At 73.2% G+C, this 19540-nt stretch carries 15 protein-coding genes; 7 read left to right on the top strand and 8 right to left on the bottom strand.

Annotated features, from left to right (window positions below; translation table 11 throughout):
- Nucleotides 1-145 precede the first annotated feature (145 nt).
- Nucleotides 146-2863 (top strand): FtsK/SpoIIIE domain-containing protein, encoded by a 2718-nt coding sequence (locus C7474_RS10695; RefSeq protein ID WP_241965210.1) that lies wholly within the window; start codon nt 146-148, stop codon nt 2861-2863.
- A 175-nt stretch (nt 2864-3038) separates the two neighbouring features.
- Here the strand turns inward: C7474_RS10695 and C7474_RS10690 are convergent, their stop codons facing one another.
- A complete protein-coding gene (locus C7474_RS10690; protein ID WP_121059852.1) occupies nt 3039-4028 on the bottom strand; it encodes an asparaginase in 990 nt (329 codons plus the stop codon).
- A gap of 63 nt (nt 4029-4091) precedes the next feature.
- Between C7474_RS10690 and C7474_RS10685 the strand changes: the two genes are divergently transcribed.
- Nucleotides 4092-4568: an OsmC family protein gene (locus tag C7474_RS10685; RefSeq protein WP_121059850.1), complete on the top strand. Its 477-nt coding sequence runs from the start codon at nt 4092-4094 to the stop codon at nt 4566-4568.
- A 58-nt stretch (nt 4569-4626) separates the two neighbouring features.
- Here C7474_RS10685 and C7474_RS10680 read toward each other — a convergent pair whose 3' ends face one another.
- Entirely contained in the window at nt 4627-5406 is a 780-nt protein-coding gene (locus tag C7474_RS10680) for a lysophospholipid acyltransferase family protein (RefSeq protein WP_241965209.1), read from the bottom strand.
- A 131-nt stretch (nt 5407-5537) separates the two neighbouring features.
- Here C7474_RS10680 and C7474_RS10675 point away from each other — a divergent pair, with 131 nt between their 5' ends.
- The gene (locus C7474_RS10675; protein ID WP_121059846.1) at nt 5538-6515 is read left to right on the top strand and encodes an FKBP-type peptidyl-prolyl cis-trans isomerase; all 978 of its coding nucleotides are present in this window, start codon (nt 5538-5540) and stop codon (nt 6513-6515) included.
- Between the two features lie 52 nt (nt 6516-6567).
- Complete coding sequence (locus C7474_RS10670; RefSeq protein WP_121059844.1) at nt 6568-7647, top strand: 1-deoxy-D-xylulose-5-phosphate reductoisomerase; 1080 nt, start codon at nt 6568-6570, stop codon at nt 7645-7647.
- Between the two features lie 108 nt (nt 7648-7755).
- Here the strand turns inward: C7474_RS10670 and pflA are convergent, their stop codons facing one another.
- The 5 genes from pflA to C7474_RS10645 all read right to left on the bottom strand — a co-directional run bounded on the left by pflA (nt 7756) and on the right by C7474_RS10645 (nt 14318).
- Entirely contained in the window at nt 7756-8682 is a 927-nt protein-coding gene (gene pflA, locus C7474_RS10665) for a pyruvate formate-lyase-activating protein (RefSeq protein WP_121059842.1), read from the bottom strand.
- Between the two features lie 29 nt (nt 8683-8711).
- The gene (pflB, locus tag C7474_RS10660; RefSeq protein WP_121059840.1) at nt 8712-10973 is read right to left on the bottom strand and encodes a formate C-acetyltransferase; all 2262 of its coding nucleotides are present in this window, start codon (nt 10971-10973) and stop codon (nt 8712-8714) included.
- A gap of 155 nt (nt 10974-11128) precedes the next feature.
- Nucleotides 11129-12772 carry a Mur ligase family protein gene (locus C7474_RS10655; protein ID WP_121059838.1) on the bottom strand — a complete coding sequence of 548 codons (1644 nt, stop codon included), beginning with the start codon at nt 12770-12772 and terminating at the stop codon, nt 11129-11131.
- Between the two features lie 128 nt (nt 12773-12900).
- Nucleotides 12901-13596 carry a DUF1775 domain-containing protein gene (locus C7474_RS10650; protein ID WP_121059836.1) on the bottom strand — a complete coding sequence of 232 codons (696 nt, stop codon included), beginning with the start codon at nt 13594-13596 and terminating at the stop codon, nt 12901-12903.
- A gap of 122 nt (nt 13597-13718) precedes the next feature.
- Nucleotides 13719-14318 carry a hypothetical protein gene (locus C7474_RS10645; protein WP_241965208.1) on the bottom strand — a complete coding sequence of 200 codons (600 nt, stop codon included), beginning with the start codon at nt 14316-14318 and terminating at the stop codon, nt 13719-13721.
- 86 nt (nt 14319-14404) lie between these two features.
- Between C7474_RS10645 and C7474_RS10640 the strand changes: the two genes are divergently transcribed.
- The 3 genes from C7474_RS10640 (at nt 14405) to C7474_RS10630 (ending at nt 17463) form a co-directional block, all read left to right on the top strand.
- Nucleotides 14405-15739 carry a M50 family metallopeptidase gene (locus tag C7474_RS10640; RefSeq protein ID WP_121059834.1) on the top strand — a complete coding sequence of 445 codons (1335 nt, stop codon included), beginning with the start codon at nt 14405-14407 and terminating at the stop codon, nt 15737-15739.
- A 106-nt stretch (nt 15740-15845) separates the two neighbouring features.
- Nucleotides 15846-16205, top strand: coding sequence for a YciI family protein (locus tag C7474_RS10635; RefSeq protein WP_121059832.1), 360 nt, complete (start codon nt 15846-15848; stop codon nt 16203-16205).
- A 7-nt stretch (nt 16206-16212) separates the two neighbouring features.
- A complete protein-coding gene (locus C7474_RS10630) occupies nt 16213-17463 on the top strand; it encodes an RNA polymerase sigma factor (RefSeq protein WP_121059830.1) in 1251 nt (416 codons plus the stop codon).
- A gap of 14 nt (nt 17464-17477) precedes the next feature.
- Here C7474_RS10630 and C7474_RS10625 read toward each other — a convergent pair whose 3' ends face one another.
- Nucleotides 17478-19385: an anthranilate synthase family protein gene (locus C7474_RS10625; RefSeq protein ID WP_121059828.1), complete on the bottom strand. Its 1908-nt coding sequence runs from the start codon at nt 19383-19385 to the stop codon at nt 17478-17480.
- Between the last annotated feature and the right edge of the window lie 155 nt (nt 19386-19540).

Here is a 19540-nt window from a genome sequence, read left to right as displayed (position 1 = left end):
TCCTCCGCCGATCCGCATCGTCGTCCGGCCGGGGTGCCGAGGGCGGTGCTCGAATGGGGCGATGGTCCGCCTCCGCCCCCTCGCATCCAGGCCGCCGGCGGATGCCGCACGGCCGACGTCGTCGCGGTCGGCGTCGGTGGCATCGGTGACTTCCGTGTCGTCGGTGCTGCCCGACGACGACACGCCGCTGACGCTGTCGTCGGCGCCGGCACCGTCGGCCCCGGCATCCTTCCCGCTCGCCTCGGCCCTCGTGCCCGTCGTCGGCGCCGTCGTGCTGTGGGCCGTGACGCAGTCGCCGTACGCGCTGTGGTTCGCCGCGCTCGGGCCGTTGATGGCGCTCGGCGCGGTGTGGGACGCACGGCGCACGCAGCGGCGCGGGCGGCGGCGGGCACGCACCGATGCCGCGGCGGAGCGCGTGCGCGTCACGGCGGAGGTCGCGCACCGGCACGCGGGGGAGCGGGCGCAGCGGTGGGCGCGGCACCCCGACCTGCAGCGCTACGCCGCCGACCCCGCCGAGATATGGCGAGCGGTGCCCGGCCGCGAAGAGATGATCGTCGTGGGATCCGGAGAGGCCGCCAGCACGCTTCGTGTCGGCGGGGGAGACGGCGATGCGGATGCCGGTGAGGTGCGCCGCGCCGCGCGGGTCATCGCGGAGGTGCCGGTCACCGTACCCGTCCGGGCCGGCATCGCCGTCGTCGGCCCGCCGATCGTCGCGGCCGCCGTGGTGCGCGCGCTGACGCTGCAGGTGCTGTGCATGCTCCCGCCCGCCGACGCGCGACTGCGCGTGGAGCCGGCGGGGCCGTGGGACGGGGCACCTCATCGTGACACGGTGGGCGGCCGCACGGTGTGGCTCGGCGAACCGGGCGACGCCGTCCCGGACGGCGCAGACATCCCGATCGTGCGGGTCGCGCCCGGGGCGCCGCCCCCGCCGCGGTGCGGTGCCGTGCTGACGATGCAGGCCGCCGGGCGCGCGAGGCTCGACCACGGCGGGACGACGACGGAGGTGCGGATCGAGGCGGCCTCGCGCGACCAGACGGTGCGGATGGTGGCGGCGCTCGCCGCACGGGCGGAGGCGTCGCTGGGCCGCCGTTCCGGCGCGGCGCCGACGCTGGCGGCGCTGCTGGACGAGGCGCCGGACGGCGCGGCGGGGCTGGCGGCGGCGATCGGCGTGGCCGAGCGCGGCACGGGGGTCGTAGACCTCGTCGCGGACGGTCCGCACGCCGTGGTCGTCGGCGTCACCGGGTCGGGCAAGAGCGAGCTGCTGACGTCGTGGATCGTCGCGCTGGCTGCGCACGCGCCGCCCTCCCGTGTGACGTTCCTGCTCGTCGACTTCAAGGGCGGACGCGCGTTCGACCCGTTGCGCGCCCTGCCGCACGTGACCGGTGTCGTCTCCGACCTCGACATGGCCGGCGCCGTCCGCGCCGTCGAGAGCCTGCGCGCCGAGCTGCTGCACCGCGAGCGCGTGCTGGCGGACGCCGGTGCGCGCGACCTCGCCGACCGGCCCGACCTGCTGCCGCGACTGGTGGTCGTCGTCGACGAGTTCGCCGCGCTCGCCGCCGCCCATCCGGCCGTGCACGATCTGTTCGCCGACATCGTCGCGCGCGGCCGGGCGCTGGGCGTGCACGCGGTGCTCGCCTCGCAGCGGGCGGCGGGCGCGTTCCGGGAGGGCGTCCTCGCCAACGCGCCGCTGCGCATCGCGCTGCGCGTCACCGACCCCGGCGATTCGCGCACCGTGCTCGGCTCCGACGCGGCGGCGCGGCTGTCGGGGCGCCCGGCCGACCTCGGGGTGGCGCTCGTGCGGCGCGCGGGCGACGACGCGCCCACCCCGGTGCGGATCGCGCGTGCGACTCCCGAGCTCATCGCCTCCGTCGCGGCACGAGAGCCCGATACCGTCGTGCGCCGACCCTGGCTGCCCGCGCTTCCGGCGCGCATCCCGCTCGCCCGGCTCGCCGTGCCGGGGCGGATCGTCCTGGGCGTAGCCGACGAGCCGGCGCGGCAGCGTCAGCCGATCGTCGACCTGCCGGAAGGGGCGGGCCTGGCGGTGCTCGGGCGCGCGGGCAGCGGGCGCAGCACGGTACTGCATGCCATCGCCGCGCAGGCCGCCGCCGTCCACCGCGTCGGGTCCGATCCGGAGACGGCCTGGGACGCGATCGCCGCGTTGGACGAGGCCGAGCCCGGCGGCGTGGTGCTCGTCGACGATCTCGACCTGCTGTTGGCGCGGCTCCCCGCCGACCATGCCGCGGCCGCCCGCGACCGGCTGGAGCTGCTGGCGCGCGACGGCCGCGCGCGCGGCATCCGTCTCGCCGTCACCGCGCAGCGCCCGACCGCCGCCGTCGCCCGCATCGTCGACCTGCTGCCCGAGCGCATCCTGCTGGCCCACGCGGGCCGTGCCGACCTCGTCGCCGCCGGAGGGGACGCCGCCGACCACGCGCCGGACGCCGGCCCGGGCCGGGCCGTGTGGGCGCGCCGCACCGTGCAACTCGCGTACGTGGACCCGCCGGCGCCGACGCGGACGCGCACGCCTTCGCCGTGGCATCCGCACGGCGAGGACCTCGTCGGGCTCGTCGTGCCGTCCGCGACCGCGGGCGCCGCCGTCCTGGCGGCCTGGGAGCGCGTCGCCGTCCTCGTCGCCGAGGCCGTCGCCGGCACGCGCGGGGTGCTCGTCGGCTCGGCGGAGCAGTGGGTCGCCCACTGGCGCACGCTGACCGAGACGCGCGACGCCGGCGTGCTGGTGATCGATGCCGCGTGCGCGGCGGATTTCCGAGCCGTCACCGGCATCCGGGACCTCCCGCCCTACGCCGCGCCCGGCTCCGGGTGGCTCGTGCGCGACGGCGCCGTGCGCCGCATCCGGCTGCCGCGCTGACCGCGGTCTCGAGGGCCGGCGTGTCACGCAAAGTGCCGGTGCGGGACGCCGGTGGGCGCCGTTCGTGGGACGTGGTCGCGAGACGTGTCACACGGAGTGCTGCCCCGAGAGGCAGGAACCGACCGTTCGCGTGACACACTCGGGGCGACGCGAAGGCGACCCGAGGCGCCCCGACTCACACGGTGGCGCGGATGGCGCCGACCTCGACGCCGCCGCCGAGGATCGACAGCGGCAGGGCGGCCAGGGTCGCCGAGACCTCGCCCGCGGCGAGGGCGCCGTGCTTCACGAGCAGGGCGAGCGCGATCGCGGTCGCGGCGCGTCCGCTGCCGTCGAGCACCTTGAGCGCCGTCGTGGTGCCGTTCGGGGCGACCATGATCATGACGCCCTCGGCGCCGCCCTTCGTGAACACCCCGAGGCGCTCGATCGCGATCGTGTCGGCACGGCCGGGGCCGTCGATCGTCCACGGGTTCTCGCGCACGGTGCGCACGAGGGCGCCGGCATGGCGGTGGAGGGCGAACGGCGACCGCTCCGACGCCGTGCCGATCCGGTGCGCCGCGCGCGCCAGTCCGGCGAGGCTCATGCCGTACACGGGGGCGCCGCATCCGTCGATCGCGGTGGCCGACACCTTCGCGCCGGTGAGTCGCTCGATCACCTCGCGGATGTGGGCCTGCAACGGATGCTCGGGGTCGAGGTAGGTGGCGGTGTCCCAGCCGTTGACGCTGCAGGTCAGCAGCATCGCCGCGTGCTTGCCCGAGCAGTTCATCCGCACCCGCTCCGGCTGCAGCCGCTCGCGCACGAGCTCGTCGCGTGTGGCGGTGTCGCCCGGCCAGGACGGCGGGCAGCGGAGGGCGTCTTCGCCGAGGCCCGCGGCGTCGAGGATGTCGCGCACGACGGCGACGTGCCGGTCGGTGCCGGAGTGGCTCGCGGTCGCCAGTCCCAGGGGCAGGCCCTCCAGCGGGGCGCCTGCGGTGAGGCAGCCCAGCGCCTGCAGCGGCTTCAGGCTCGAGCGGGGGAGGATCGGCTGATCGACGTCGCCGAGTGTGTCGATGACGACGCCCTCGGAGTCGAGCACGATCGCCGACCCGGCGTGCCGCGACTCGATGAAACCACTGCGCTCGACGACGGCGAGCTCGACCGAGGAGGACACGGAGAAGGTCTGCGGCACCCGCCCAGCCTAACGCCGCGGCCGGCCGCGACCCGAGTCGGACGGGCGTGCGAGACTGGCGGCATGATCGGCGAGCACCACTACGCCCTGCGCTCCGAATGGACCGGCAACCGCGGCACCGGCACGTCCGGTTACCGCGACTACGACCGGTCGGTGACCCTCTCCGTGGCCGGCAAGCCCGACGTCGCGGCATCCAGCGACAAGCCGTTCCGCGGCGACCCGTCGAAGTGGAACCCCGAAGACCTGCTGCTGGCCTCCCTCAGCGAATGCCACCTGCTGTCCTACCTGCACGCGTGCGTCACGGCCGGCGTCGTGGTCGTCTCCTACGAAGACGACGCGACTGGAACGATGGTGGAGGACGGCCGCGGTGGGGGCGCGTTCCGGGAAGTGGTGCTGCGCCCGCGTGTCGTCGTCGCGGAGTCGTCGATGGTGGATGCCGCCACGGCGGCGCACCGGCAGGCGCGCGAGTGGTGCTTCATCGCGAACAGCGTCAACTTCCCGGTGCGGCACGAGCCGCAGATCACCGTCGCGGCATCCTGACGCCGGGGTGGGCGCCCGGGGCGCCCGACGCGCGACGCCCGCAGTCACGCCACGCGCCTCAGCGGCGCTCGTGCGGGAGGACCTGCTTGATGCGCTCGACGGGGTTCTGCGCCGGAGCCTCGTTGTAGGTGCCCGCCAACTCCTGACCCGACAGCTCGTGGATCGCCGCCATGATCTCGTCGGTCGCGAGCCGCCGCGCGCGACCCGACGAGGCGGGGCCGTGGTGGGACAGATCGATGGGCTCGCCGTAGCGGATCGTGACGCGCGGCTTCGTCCGCGGCCACTTCGCCGTGACCGGCATCGCCTCGTTGGTGCCGACCAGACCCACCGGCACGACCTTCGCGCCCGTCTCGAGCGCGAGGAACGCGACACCGGTGCGGCCCTTGTAGAGCCGCCCGTCGAGGGAGCGCGTGCCTTCGGGGTAGAGCGCGACGGCCCGTCCCGACGCGAGGATGCGGCGCTGCTGGTCGAGCGCGTCCAAGGCCGCCTGGCCCGCACCGCGGCGCACCGAGGTGGCGCCGATCGCCGTGAAGAAGGTGCGGCTGACCCAGCCCGAGAAGCCCTTGCCCTCGAAGTACGACGACTTCGCGAGGAAGTACACCGGGCGGGGCGCGTACATCGGGATCACGAACGAGTCGATGAACGACAGATGGTTGCTCGCGAGGATCACCGGCCCGCGACGCGGGATGTTGCGCCGCCCCTCGATGCGCGGGCGGTAGACGAGCCGCGTGAGCGGGGCGAGACCCCAGCGGCCGAGGTAGTAGGTGAGACCGACGCCCCCGACCTCCTCGGGTTCCGGCGCCTGCTCGGCGGGCGACGGCCCCTGCTGTTCGGTCACCAGAAGAGGGTACTCCCGAATCCATTCCGCTCCCGCCATGCAAAAGGGCGGCGCCGATGCTCACAGGCGGGGCAGAAGAATATGGGGGAGGATGGCGGGGTCCCCTTCTGTCGATCCTGTGAGGTTCCGCCGTGCGCCTGCGCCGCATCACCGCCCTTTCCGCCGCCGCCGTGTCGATCGTCCTGCTGGCGGGCTGCTCCGGGAACGGAGGCGACGGCGCCTCGCCGTCGGCGTCGGGAGCGGCCGCCGATCTGTGCGGCGCCCAGGCCGCGACGGGTGCGGCATCCGAGGCCGTCACGGTGACGGGCGACCCCGGTACGCCCTCCGAGGCGACCTTCAGCGCGCCGCTGGACATCTCCGACCTGCAGACCACGGTCATCGACGAGGGAGCGGGTGACGCGGTCGCCGCCGGCGACTTCATCTCGTACGCGCTCACCGCCTACAGCGCCGACTCCGGCGAGAAGCTCGTCACGGTCGGCTACGAGCCGGGCGAGGTCATGCCCGCCCAGATCTCGCCCGACAACCCCCTCGGCCAGCTGCTCGGCTGCGGCAAGCCCGGTGAGCGCGTCGTCGCGACCTTCCCGGCCAGCGAGGCGACCGACACCACCCAGGCCTCCGGCGCCGAGGTGTACATCGTCGACCTGCTCGGCACCGTGCCGACCGCGGCGTGGGGCGCCCCGCAGGAGCCCACCGCCGGCATGCCCGCCGTCGAGCTCGCCGAGAACGGCGCCCCGACCATCACCATCCCGGATGCCGCCGCGCCGACCGAGACGCAGGTCGCGACGCTCAAGCAGGGCGACGGCTACGTCGTGCAGTCCGGCGACTACGTGCTGATCCAGTACTCCGGCGTGCGCTGGTCCAACGGCGAGGTCTTCGACGAGACGTGGAAGGAAGGCGGCACCCCCTACGCCGGCGCCACGACGAGCTTCGTCGCGGGATTCCAGAAGGCGCTCGAGGGCTTCCCCGTCGGTTCGCAGGTCGAGGTCGTCATCCCGCCGGCCGACGGCTACGGCGAGGGCGAGATCAACGACACCGACCTCAAGGGCGAGACGCTCGTGTTCGTCGTCGACATCCTCGGTGCCCAGAAGGTGAACGCCGGCCAGCAGTGACCTCCGGCCGTGGACCCGGGACGCACCCGGGTCCACGGCTAGGCTGAACGGCATGCGCCGCGTCCTCATCCTCGGCTCCACCGGATCGATCGGCACGCAGGCCCTCGACGTCATCCGCACCCGTCGCGACCGCTTCCAGGTCGTGGGGCTGGCCGCCGGATCCCAGCGCGACCTGCTCGCCGCGCAAGCGGCCGAGTTCGCCGTGACGCACACCGCGATCGGCGCCGCCGACGCGGAGCGGCTCGTGCGCGACGTCGACGCAGACGTCGTCCTCAACGGCATCACCGGTTCGGTCGGGCTCGGTCCCACGATCGCCGCGCTGGAGTGCGGGCGCACCCTCGCGCTGGCCAACAAGGAATCGCTCATCGTGGGCGGCGACCTCGTGACGGCGCTCGCCGCCCCGGGGCAGATCGTCCCGGTCGACTCGGAGCACTCCGCCATCGCGCAGGCGCTGCGCTCCGGAACGTCCGCGGAGGTGCGCCGGCTGGTGCTCACGGCATCCGGCGGCCCGTTCCGCGGCCGCAGCCGCGCCGACCTCGAGCGAGTCACCCCCGCCGAGGCGCTCGCGCACCCGACGTGGGACATGGGGCGGGTCGTCACGACCAACTCGGCGACGCTCGTCAACAAGGGCCTCGAAGTGATCGAGGCGCACCTGCTGTTCGGCGTCGACTACGACGCGATCGACGTCGTCGTGCACCCGCAGTCGATCGTGCACTCGATGGTCGAGTTCGTCGACGGGTCGACGATCGCGCAGGCCTCTCCTCCCGACATGCGGCTGCCCATCTCGCTCGGCCTCCAGTGGCCGGAGCGCGTCGCCGGCGTCGGCATGCCGCTGGACTGGACGGTTCCGGCATCCTGGACCTTCGAGCCGCTCGACGAGACGGCCTTCCCCGCCGTCGCCCTGGCCAAGCACGTGGGGCGCGCGGCAGGCACGTATCCCGCCGTGTTCAACGCCGCCAACGAGCAGGCCGTCGATGCGTTCCACGAGGGCGCCCTGCGCTTCCCGGACATCGTCGAGACGGTCGCACGCGTCGTCGACGCGCACGACGCGCCGGACGAGCTGACCCGGGAGAGCCTCGCCGAGGCGGAGCGCTGGGCGCGCGCCGAAGCCGACCGGATCATCGCCGCCTGACCGGAGGCGATCCGTCCCCGGACACGGCTCCAGCCCGCCCCGGAAGCGGGGGGACGGGCTGGTGCCGGACCCGTCGTGCGGGTCCCCAGTGATCGGTCGGGTAAACGATCAGTAGGTCGGAAGACCGTGGGCGCGGAACCGGTCGCGCACCCGTTCGGTCAGCTCGGGGGACGGGGGCTCGGTGTCGTCGAGTTCGTACTCGCGTCCCAGCGCCTGCCACTTGTCGCGGCCCATCTGGTGGAACGGCAGCACCTCGACGCGGGTGACCGTGCCCGGGCGGATGCTGTTGAGCTCGGCGGCGTAGGCGGCGACGGCCTCGACGTTGTCGGCGTCGTCGGTCAGACCCGGCACGAGCACGAACCGCACCCAGACCTCGGGTCCGTCGGCGCCTTCGGCCAGGCGTCGCCCGAAGGCGAGCGTCGGCTCGAGGTCGCGTCCCGTGACGCGGCGGTAGGTGGCGGGGTCGCCGCTCTTGACGTCGAGCAGCACGAGGTCGACGTCGTCCAGCAGGGCGTCGGACGCGTTCTGGCCGAGATAACCGGAGGTGTCGATGGCGGTGTGCACACCGAGCTCCTTCGCGCCCCGCAGCACACGGCCGGCGAATGCGGGCTGCATGAGCACCTCGCCGCCCGAGAGGGTCAGGCCGCCGCCGGTCGCGGCGAAGACCGCACGGTACCGGGCGACGCGTGCGAGCAGTTCGTCGCTGGTGACCGGCTGTCCGTCGCGCATCGCGAAGGTGTCGGGGTTGTGACAGTACAGGCACCGCAGCGGGCACCCGTTGAGGAACACCGTGAGGCGGGTGCCGGGGCCGTCGACCGCCGTCACGAGCTCCCACGAGTGCACCGAGCCGAGTCGGCCCTCCCGCATCGCCGTGAGCCGCTCGTGGTGGTCGACGTCCTCGACGTGCAGACCGTCGAGTCCGGCTCCGGCCCGCCGCGCGACGGCGGGCGCCTGGACGGGGACATCCAGGCGCACCGCGTCGGCGGGGAGGGGGAGCGGCGTGCACGGGTGCTGACGGAGCATCGTCGCAGCCATGTCGTCCTCTCCTTGCGTGGGGGCGTCGCTCAGAGCGCGCCGTGGAAGGTGCGCGAGAGCACGTCGAGCTGCTGCTCGCGGGTGAGCCGCACGAAGTTCACGGCGTAGCCCGAGACGCGGATCGTCAGCTGCGGGTAGTTCTCCGGGTTCTCCATGGCGTCCAGGAGCGTCTCGCGGTTGAGCACGTTCACGTTCATGTGGTAGCCCTCGGAGCCGATGTAAGCATCCAGGAGTCCGGCGAGGTTGCGCACCTGCTCGTCCTTCGTGCGGCCGAGACCGGCGGGCACGACGGTGTTGGTGAGCGAGATGCCGTCCTGCGCCTCGGAGTACGGCAGCTTCGCGACCGACAGGGCCGAGGCGAGCATGCCGTGCGTGTCGCGGCCGTTCATCGGGTTCGCGCCCGGTGCGAACGGCTCGCCGGCCCGGCGGCCGTCGGGGGTGTTGCCGGTGGCCTTGCCGTAGACGACGTTCGAGGTGATCGTGAGCACCGACTGCGTCGGCAGGGCGTCGCGATACATCGGGTGCTTGCGGATCTTCGCCATGAAACGCTCGACGAGGTCGACGGCGATGCCGTCGGCGCGGTCGTCGTCGTTGCCGTAGGTGGGGAAGTCGCCCTCGGTGGTGAAGTCGACCACGATACCGCGCTCGTCGCGCACCGGCGTGACGGTGGCGTACTTGATGGCCGACAGCGAGTCGGCGGCGACCGAGAGCCCGGCGATGCCGCAGGCCATCGTGCGCAGCACGTCCTTGTCGTGCAGGGCCATCTCGAGACGCTCGTACGCGTACTTGTCGTGCGACCAGTGGATGCAGTTCAGCGCCTCGACGTAGGTCTCGGCGAGCCAGTCCATCGTCCTGTCGAACTTGGCCATGACGTCGTCGTACGACATCGGGCCGTCGGCGACGGCGGGGGCGATCGGCGAGACCTGCTTGCCGGAGACCTCGTCGCGGCCGCCGTTGATGGCGTACAGCAGGGTCTTGGCGAGGTTGACGCGCGCGCCGAAGAACTGCATCTGCTTGCCGACGCGCATGGGGCTCACGCAGCACGCGATGGCGGCGTCGTCGCCCCAGGCCGGGCGGATGACCTCGTCGGACTCGTACTGCACGGCCGAGGTGTCGATCGACACCTGCGCGCAGTAGTCCTTGAACCCCTGCGGCAGCGACGGGCTCCAGAAGACCGTCATGTTCGGCTCCGGGGCCGGACCCAGGTTGTAGAGGGTCTGCAGGAAGCGGAACGAGTTCTTCGTCACGAGCGGACGACCGTCCTCGCCCATGCCGCCGATCGTCTCGGTGACCCACGTCGGGTCGCCCGAGAAGAGGGCGTCGTACTCGGGGGTGCGCAGGAACCGGACGATGCGCAGCTTGATGACGAAGTCGTCGATGATCTCCTGCGCCTCGGACTCGGTGATGAGGCCGGCCTCGAGGTCGCGCTGGATGAACACGTCGAGGAACGTGGAGGTGCGCCCGAGCGACATCGCCGCACCGTTCTGCTCCTTGACCGCGCCGAGGTAGGCGAAGTAGAGCCACTGCACGGCTTCCTTCGCGGTCGTGGCGGGGCCCGAGATGTCGATGCCGTACGAGGCCGCCATCTGCTTCAGCTCCTGCAGCGCACGGATCTGCTCGGCGTGCTCCTCGCGCTCGCGGGCGATCGTCTCGGTGAACGGCTGCGTGTCGAGGCCGAGCTTGTCGACCTTCTTCGCGGCGATGAGCTGGTCGACGCCGTAGAGGGCGACGCGGCGGTAGTCGCCGATGATGCGGCCGCGGCCGTAGGCGTCGGGCAGGCCCGTGATGATGTGCGAGCTGCGCGCGGCGCGGACGTTGGGGGAGTACACGTCGAAGACGGCCTGGTTGTGCGTCTTGCGGTACTCGGTGAAGACCGTCTTCAGGGTCTGGTCGACCTCGTAGCCGTAGGTCTCCAGTGCGCCCTCGACCATGCGCCAGCCGCCGTTGGGCATGATGGCGCGCTTGAGCGGCGCGTCTGTCTGGAGGCCGACGATGACCTCCTCGCCCTCGACGATGTACCCGGGGCCGTGGGAGGTGATGCCCGCCGGAGTGTGCGGGTCGACGTCGTAGATCCCCTTCTCGCGCTCGGCGGGGAACATCGCCGACAGGGTGTCCCAGATGCGCGTGGTGCGCGCGGTGGCGCCGGCGAGGAAGGCGGCGTCGCCCTCGTACGGCGTGTAGTTGCGCTGGATGAAGTCGCGCACGTCGATCTCGTCCTGCCACGGACCGGCGGTGAAGCCGTTCCAGGCGGCGGGCTGCGCGTCTTGTGCGGAGGGGGTGACGGTGGTCATGATTCGCTTCCTCGATCCTCGTGGGAACCTGTCTCCGCCAGGCTACTCCCGTGGTCCGACCACAGCGCCGGGTTTATTCGGAAGCGCAGGGAGAACCCGGAGAACGCCCTCGCCCCTTGTGGACTGACCACAAGGGGCGAGGGGAGTGGTGAGGATCAGCGCCAGTCGCGCGACGGGTCCGACAGCGGGGTCTCGTCGGCCGGGTACGGCACCGTCCATGAGGGCTCGGGCACGGGCCAGCCGGCATCCTGCAACGCGCGACGGGCGAGCTCGCGCGCGGAGTACGGGGTGCGCACGCCGCGGATGTCGCGGTAGTCCTGGTGTCCCGGTCCCGCCCACAGGATCGCGTCGCCCTCGCCGACCCGCGCGACGGCCTCGACGATCGCCCGCTCGGGCGGCGAGAACTCGAGGATCTCGGCATCCGGAGCGGCGGCGCGCGCACCCTCGAGCAGGGTCGCGCGGATGCTGTCGGCATCTTCGAAGCGCGGATGGTGGTCCGTGACGATGAGCAGATCGCTGCCGTCGATCGCGGTGCGGCCCATGTCGAGCCGCTTGGTCTTGTCGCGGTCGCCGTCGGCGCCGAAGAGCATCACGACCCGGCCCGGCGTGACGCGGCGGACGGCCGCGAGCGTCTTGACGAACGCGTCGGGGGTGTGGCCGAAGTCGACGTACACCGCCGGCCCGCGATCGCCCGAGACCCGCTGGGTGCGCCCCGGCAGGTGCGCGTCGATGCGCCGGCCGTCGAGGGCGGTGACGAGGCGCTCCCACGCGTAGCCGGCCTCGGCGAGCATGACGATGGCGAGACCCGCGTTGGCGGCCATGTGCGGTCCGATGACGGGGACCGTGGTCGTGAGCGTGCGCCCGCCGGGCCCCCGCAGCGCGAACTCGGTGCCGTCCTGACGCTCGTCGAGGATGTCGACGGTCCAGTCCGCGGCGGCGCCGGGGTCGGGGGCGATCGCGGGCGTGAGGATCGTGACGCTCGGAACGGCGCTGCGCGCGGCGACTTCGACACCGAACGGGGAGTCGAGGCTGATGACGCCGCGACGGGAGCGCTCCGGGCTGAACAGGGCCATCTTGGCCTCGAAGTACTCGCGCATGTCGGCGTAGTCGTCGAGGTGGTCGTGGCTGAGGTTGGTGAATCCGGCGACGTCGAACACGACGCCGTCGACGCGGTGACGCGACAGGGCCTGTGCGCTCACCTCGACGGCGACCGCCTCGACGCCGCGCTCGCGCATGAGGGCGAGGAGGGCGTGGAACTCGGACGCTTCGGGCGTCGTCAGGCGCGAGACGATCACCTCGCCGGCGATGTGCCGCTCGGCGGTGGAGGAGAGCCCCGCCGTCACGCCGAGCTGGCCGAGGATGCCGGCCAGCAGGTGTGTGACGCTCGTCTTGCCGTTCGTCCCGGTCGTCCCGAGCGTGAGCGGGATGTCGTCGGCCGTGTCGTAGACCCAGGCCGACAGCTCGCCGAGCAGCGCGCGCGGGTGGTCGACGACGACGATCGGCACGCCGGCATCCGCCGCGAGCCGTGCGCCGTCGGCATCGGTCACGATCGCCGCCGCGCCGGCGTCGACGGCCGTCTGCGCGAGTTCGGCGCCGTGGCGGTTGACCCCGCGCAGGGCGACGAAGGCCTCGCCGGGACGCAGGTCGGCGGTCGCGAGGGTGATGCCGGTGACGACGACGCCGGTCGCATCGCCGACGACCTCCCCGCCGAAGCGGGCCGCGAGATCGCCGAGCGCGCGGCGCGGGGGACGGGCGGGGCGCAGGACGGGCGGGAGGTTCGAACCGGTGGGCGTGCTCATAGCCTGACCATCCTCTCACCCCGCCCCGCCCGCAGCCCGGTGCCTGAACCGGCGAAAGGTCGCGACACGCCGTGCGCCGAGCGGAGTCGGCGGCGTGTCGCGACCTTTCGCGAGGGGTGGTGCGGGTGTCAGGCCCGGCGGCGGGCCGTGAGCGCGATGACGAGGGCGGCCACGGCCACGACGAGCGCGCCGCCCCCGAGCCAGAGACCGATCGGATCCGTCGTCGTCGCGGCGGCTTCGGTGTGGTCGTCGGATGCCGCCTCGTCGGCGTGGCCGTCGGATGCCGCGTGCCCGTGGCCGTCGGTCTCGACCACGTCGCCGACCGCGACGATCGGGGCGGGCGCCTCCAGCGACTCCGCATCCGCACCGTCCGCGGCCACCTCGCTCCAGTCGGTCGACCCCGTCTCGCACTGCTGCAGCACGGGGAAGGCGACATCGGTGCCGGCCGCGGAGGAGGCGAAGATCACATCCATGGCGACGGCGGCCGCGATGCCGGTCTCGACCGGCGTGACGGCGGTGTAGGTCACCTGCGTCGGGATGCCGTCGTCGCCGAGTTCGCGGGAGATGGTCCAGGCGCCGTCGAGCACCGGGGTGACGCCGTCGATGCCCTCGGGGACGTCGAAGACGAGCGCGGTGGTGGGGGAGTCGTCGCAGCCGTGGCTGAAGCTGAAGGACAGGCGGGTCGAGGCGCCGGCGCCGCTGTCCTCGGGGGTGACGTGCACGTGGGCGGAGGCGGCGAGGGGAGCGGCCAGCACGAGGGCGGCTCCGGCGATGACGCCGGCGGCGGCGAGGCGGGTGCGGCGGGCGGGGGTGCGAGTGGTCATGACGTCTCTTGTCTGTGTGTGCGCGGCGGGCGCGCGATGCTGTGCGACGCGGATGTCGCTTGTTCGGTGCCGATGGGGTTCCGGATGCGCCCGGCACCGCGCGATCAGGCAGCGGACGGTGCTCAGCGCGCGAGCGCGGGGGGTCCGCGACGGGACAGCGTCGACAGGAAGAGGACGGCGATGGGGGGCGCGGGCTCGGTGACGGCGACCGTGCGCGGCCGGACGATGCGGGGCGCGGCGATCGGCGGGCGCGTCAGCAGACGCCGGATCCCCCGCGCGACGGCGCGCAGCATCCGCTCGCCGCGGACGAGGAGGACCGTGGTGACGATCGCGGCGACCGCGTGTGCGAGCAGCATCGTCGGATCGAGATGGGGCATGGCCATCTCCGCCGCCGGCGACAGGGCCATCGCTGCGTGCGCGTGCGCGCTGTGCGCATCGTGGGCGAGATACGGCGCCCCGTCGCCGACCGCGGCGAACGCGACGTGCAGCAGCACCTGCGCGGCCGCGACGGCCGCGGACGTGCGCAGGACGGAGGGGCGGCGCCCGACGAGCGCCGTCGCGACGGGCCACGAGAGCAGGGCGACGGCCAGAACGAGCCACGGGGCGGGAGGCGTCCCGCCGCCGATCGTGTGGGAGACCGCGGCGATGACGACGGCGACGGCGGACGCCGCGGCGCCGCGCAGCGCGCGCACCTGTCGCATCGTCATCCGCCCCGAGATCACGCCTCGAGCCTACCGGGGCGCGGAGCCGCATCCCGCTGCGCGTCGGCACGGCGGATTCAAAGCCGACGGGGGTACCTTGTCCCTTCGTGACCGTCATCGCCTTCGTCGTCGGAGTCGTGCTGCTGGTCGTCGGCCTCGCCGTCTCGATCGCACTCCACGAGATCGGGCATCTGCTGCCCGCGAAGGCGTTCGGCGTGCGGGTCGGGCAGTACATGATCGGATTCGGTCCGACGCTGTGGTCGCGCACGTTCGGCGAGACCGAGTACGGCGTGAAGGCGCTGCCGCTCGGCGGCTACATCTCGATGGCCGGCATGTACCCGCCCTCGCCGAAGGACGTCGCCGCCGCGGCCGACGGCGGTGCCGCGGGCGGCACCGAGGGGCGTGCCGGCGGCGGTTTCTTCGCGACGATGGTGCAGGATGCCCGCACCGCCAACGACGAGACGCTCGCGGGATCGGACGGGAAGCGCGTCTTCTACGAGCTGCCCGTCCACAAGCGGATCATCATCATGCTCGGCGGGCCGATCATGAACTTCCTGCTCGCGATCGTGCTCATGACGATCGTGGTCAGCGGTATCGGCCTGCAGACGGCCACGACGACCGTGGCGGCCGTGAACGAGTGCGTGCTGCCCGCAGGCACGACGCAGACCGAGTGCGAGAGCGGCGACCCCGCCTCGCCCGCCGCCGCGGCCGGCATCCAGCCGGGCGACGTCATCGTGTCGGTCGACGGCACGCCGGTGGACACCTTCGCCGAGGCGTCGGCGATCATCCAGGCCTCGCCCGACGAGCCGCTCCCGATCGTCGTGGAGCGGGACGGGCGCGAGCAGACGCTCACTGTGACGCCGATGCTCGCCGAGCGGCAGGTGCAGGGCGAGGACGGCCAGGTGACGACGGCGGAGGTCGGCTTCGTCGGGATGACCGCGACCGTCGCCTACGTGCCGCAGCCGATCTGGGCGGGGCCCGAAGCGGCGATCGAGCAGACCGGTGCCGTGATGGGCATCATCTGGCAGCTGCCGGTGAAGGTGTACCAGACCGCGGTCGACATGTTCACCGGGCAGGAGCGCGACCGGAACGGCCCGCTGTCGGTCGTGGGTGCGGGGCGCCTGGCCGGCGAGGTCGCCGCCGTCGACGCTCCGGTGCTCGACCGTGTCGCGAGTTTGCTAGGCCTGCTCGCCTCGTTGAACATCGCGCTGTTCGTCTTCAACCTCATCCCGCTGCTGCCGCTGGACGGCGGCCATGTCGTCGTCGCCCTGTGGGACGGCCTCAAGCGCGCCTGGGCGAAGCTCTTCCGCCGGCCGCCGCCGAAGCCCGTCGACGCCACGAAGCTCGTGCCGGTGACTTTCGTCGTCGTCGTCGCGCTCGTGGTCATGGGCGCCGTGCTGATCCTCGCCGACATCGTCAACCCGGTGAAGCTCTTCGGCTGACGCCGGTCGGCGCGACGTCTGCGATCGGATGTCGGCGCGGTGTCGAAATCGGACTTGTCCGTTCGCTGTGGGGATGAAACGGTTCCCATGACGAAAGGACACGGCCGTGAAGTACGTCATCATGTTCACCTCGACCCCCGCGCTCGATGCGGAGGTCGACCCCGCCCGTGCCCAGCAGGTCTACGGGCGGGTCTACGAGTGGTTCCAGGAGCACGACGCCGAGATCATCGACTCCGGAGCGGAACTGCAGCCGGCCGACACCGCCACGACGGTGCGCGGCGGCGGTGTCGTCGTCGACGGCCCGTTCTCCGAGGCGAAGGAGGTCATCGGCGGATTCACGCTGATCGACGTCGCCGACATGGACGCGGCGATCGCGCTGGCGCGCACGTGGCCCATGCTCGAGCTGCCGGGCACGTCGGTGGAGATCCGTCCGACGGTCACCGACTACAGCCAGTTCGAGGAGTGATCCGGCGATGACCGGGTCGGATGCCGCCGCCGACACCTCCGCGGCGGCATCCGATCGCGCGCTCGCCGCGGTCTTCCGTGCCGAGGCCGCGCGCGTCACCGGCATCCTGACCGCGGCGACGGGGAGCCTCGACATCGCCGAAGAGGCGACCGCGGAGGCGATCGAGGAGGCGCTCGTCGCGTGGCGACGCCGCGGCGTTCCGCCGCGGCCGGGCGCGTGGCTGCTGCAGGCGGCGCGGCACAACGCCCTCGATCGTCTTCGTCGGCAGGCGACGCTGCGGGGGAAGCTGCCGCTGCTCGCCGCGGATGCCACGGTGGCGGCGATCGGCGACGAGGACGCGCCGGGACCGGACGAGCGCCTTCCGCTGCTGTTCGGATGCTGCCACCCGTCGCTCGCGCCCGAAGCGCAACTCGCCTTGACGCTGCGTGCCGTGCTCGGGGTCACGACCGAGCAGATCGCCCGCGCCACCCTCGAGCCGGTCGCGACCGTCGGCCAGCGCATCTCGCGCGCGAAGCGCAAGATCGGCGCGAGCGGCATTCCCGTGCGCGTGCCGACCGGCGCGGAGCGCGCCGAGCGACTCGACACGGTCCTCGCCGTCGTCTCGGTGATGTACAGCAGCGCGCATCTCGTGCCCGGCGCCGATGCCGCCGCCGACCGCGACCTCGCCGACGACGCGCTGTGGCTCGCCGGCGTCATCGCCCACGAGCTGCCGGACGAGCCCGAGGCCGCGGGGCTGCATTCGCTCCTCCTGTTGCACCGGGCGCGCGAGGGAGCCCGCGCCGTGGGCGGCGACCTCGTCCCCCTCGGCGAGCAGGACCGCTCCCGCTGGGACCGGCATCTGCTCACCCGCGGGCACGCCGAACTCGAGCGCGCGGCGCGGCGGCGACGCCCCGGCAGGTGGCAGCTGCACGCGGCGATCGCGGCCTGTCACAGTGACGCCGCCGGCGGCGACGACACGGACTGGCTGCAGTTGCTCGTGCTCTACGACATGCTGACGGCCTACGACCGTTCGCCGATCGTGCGGCTGAACCGTGCCGTCGTCCTCGCCGAGGTCGCCGGTCCCGGACCCGCGCTCGCCGAGGTCGACGAGCTCGCCGACCGCCTCGTCGACTACCACCTGTGGCATGCGGTGCGCGCCGGACTGCTGCGGGGAATCGGCCGCGACGACGAGGCGGACGACGCCGATCGCCGCGCCTGGACGCTGACTGCGAACGAGGCGGAGCGGCGGCTGCTGGAGCGACGCCTGCGTCTCGGCTGACTTGGGATGCGAACTCAGCGCAGGGCGTGCGCGACGAGACGCTCGAGCGTCTCGAGGCCGTCGCGCGAGAGGATCGACTCCAGGTGCCCCTGCACCGAGGCGAAGCCGTCGCCGCGCAGCGCGTAGACGTCGCCGCCGGCATCGGCCGCCGCCTCGACGCCGTCGGGGGCGCCGCCCTGCGGCATCCGCGCGGTGAACGTGTTGTAGAAGCCGATCGAGGCCGGCCGCCCGAACACGTCGACGGTCTTCTGCAGCCCCTGGTGCGGGGAGGCGAGCGGCCCCAGCTCGAAGCCGAGCCGGTCGGCGAGGATCTGGTGGCTCAGGCACACCGCGAGCAGCGGAGCGCCGGCGTCGAGGCGTGCGGCCACGACCTCGCGCAGGCGGGCGATGCGCGCGCTCGCGTCGTCGCGCGGATCGCCGGGGCCGGGCCCGGCGACGACCAACGCGGCCGCGGCGACCGCGTCGGCGGTCGCCTGCGACCAGTGCACGATCGTCACGTCGAAGCCGAGATGGCGCAGCTGGTGGGCGAGCATCGTCGTGAACCGGTCCTCGGCGTCGACGACGAGGGCGCCGACTCCGGCGTACGGTCGCGACCCCGCGGCATCGCCCGCGCCGTCCTGCGGGTTGAGCCAGAACGGGGCGAGCCGGTCGTTGCGGCGGGCGAGCAGGCTCGCGATCTCGGGGTCGTCGGCGAGCCGGCGCGGGGCGGATGCCGGGGCGTCCTCGTCGACGACGGGCGCATCGTCCCGCGCCACGGCGCCGATCGCGCCCAGCACTCCCGCGGCCTTGCCGTGGGTCTCGCCGACCTCGCCGTACGGGTCGGAGTGGCGCACGAGGGTGGCCCCGACGGGGACGCGCAGGCGGCCGTCCTGCAGGTACGCGGTGCGGATGAGGATGGGCGCGTCCAGGTCGTGCCCGCCGTCCGCACGCGGCGTGAACAGGGCGGCGACCCCGGAGTAGTAGCCGCGCGGGGTGAGCTCGTGCCGCGTGATGACCGTGCAGGCGTTCTGCATCGGCGACCCGGTGACGGTGGGGGCGAACATCGTCTCGCGCAGGACGTCGCGGGGATCCATCGTGCTCGACCCGCGCAGCATGTACTCGGTGTGGGTGAGGCGCGACATCTCCTTCAGATGCGGGCCGGTGATGCGGCCGCCGTCGCTGCACACCGCCGACATCATCTTGAGCTCTTCGTCGACGACCATGAACAGCTCCTCGGTCTCCTTCGTGGAGGAGAGGAATTCCGTGAGCGTCTCGGCCGTCGCGCCGCCGGCGGGGTGGCGGAACGTGCCCGAGATCGGATTCATCGTGACGACACCGTCCTGGGCGCTCACGTGCGCCTCGGGGCTCGCGCCGACGGCGACGTGCCCGGGGGTGGAGACGAGGAAGGTCCAGTATGCGCCGCGCTCGTGCTCCAGCAGCGCGCGGAACCAGGTGAGGCCGGCGGTGACCGGGTCGGTGTCGACGGACGCGGCGAAGTCGCGGCGGATGACGAAGTTGGCGCCTTCGCCGCGCCCGATCTCGTCGGCGATCACGCGGCGGACGATCTCGGCATAGTCCTCGTCGGCGATGTCGAAGCCCGGCTCGCCCAGCGCAACCGGGGCGTCGGGGAGGGCGGCGACGGTCGCGGCACGGGGGAGGGCGGTGTGCCCGTCGATCACGAGGCAGCGCAGCGGCGCCGCGTCGTCGTGGCACTCGAAGCCGCGCTCGACCACCTGGCGGAACGGGACGAGGGCGAGCACCTCGCGCGGCGTACCGGCGGCATCCGTCAGCGGGATGTCGGCGAGCAGGTTGACGTCGACGACAGGGCCGGTGAGCACCTCGACGGTGTCGCGGTCGCGCGCGAGGAGGGCGAACGGGGCGCCCGAGGAGATCAGGTCGTCGAGGACGGCGGCGGGGTCGGCGGGGACACCGGGGTCGGACATCGGTGGGCCTTCCGGGTTCGGCGGGCGATCGCCTGAAACAGCAAGACCGCCCGGGGTGAGGGGCGGTCTGTCGTTGCGCTCGTGACGTCCGCCTAGGAGGCGGGCCACCAGGTGCGGGTCGCGAGCATGGGGTCACGATATCAGCACGCGGCACG

It is taken from the genome of Microbacterium telephonicum, assembly GCF_003651225.1.
Taxonomy (GTDB): Bacteria; Actinomycetota; Actinomycetes; order Actinomycetales; family Microbacteriaceae; genus Microbacterium; species Microbacterium telephonicum.
Note: the sequence above shows the minus strand (reverse complement) of the source record. Positions and strands in the feature narration are given on the sequence as shown.

Excerpts from the sequence above, each read along its gene's own strand:
- C7474_RS10655 (WP_121059838.1), bottom strand. The coding sequence starts at position 12,772 with ATGAGCACGCCCACCGGTTCGAACCTCCCGCCCGTCCTGCGCCCCGCC.
- C7474_RS10670 (WP_121059844.1), top strand. The coding sequence starts at position 6,568 with ATGCGCCGCGTCCTCATCCTCGGCTCCACCGGATCGATCGGCACGCAG.
- C7474_RS10685 (WP_121059850.1), top strand. The coding sequence starts at position 4,092 with ATGATCGGCGAGCACCACTACGCCCTGCGCTCCGAATGGACCGGCAAC.
- pflA (WP_121059842.1), bottom strand. The coding sequence starts at position 8,682 with ATGGCTGCGACGATGCTCCGTCAGCACCCGTGCACGCCGCTCCCCCTC.
- pflB (WP_121059840.1), bottom strand. The coding sequence starts at position 10,973 with ATGACCACCGTCACCCCCTCCGCACAAGACGCGCAGCCCGCCGCCTGG.
- C7474_RS10630 (WP_121059830.1), top strand. The coding sequence starts at position 16,213 with ATGACCGGGTCGGATGCCGCCGCCGACACCTCCGCGGCGGCATCCGAT.
- C7474_RS10625 (WP_121059828.1), bottom strand. The coding sequence starts at position 19,385 with ATGTCCGACCCCGGTGTCCCCGCCGACCCCGCCGCCGTCCTCGACGAC.
- C7474_RS10650 (WP_121059836.1), bottom strand. The coding sequence starts at position 13,596 with ATGACCACTCGCACCCCCGCCCGCCGCACCCGCCTCGCCGCCGCCGGC.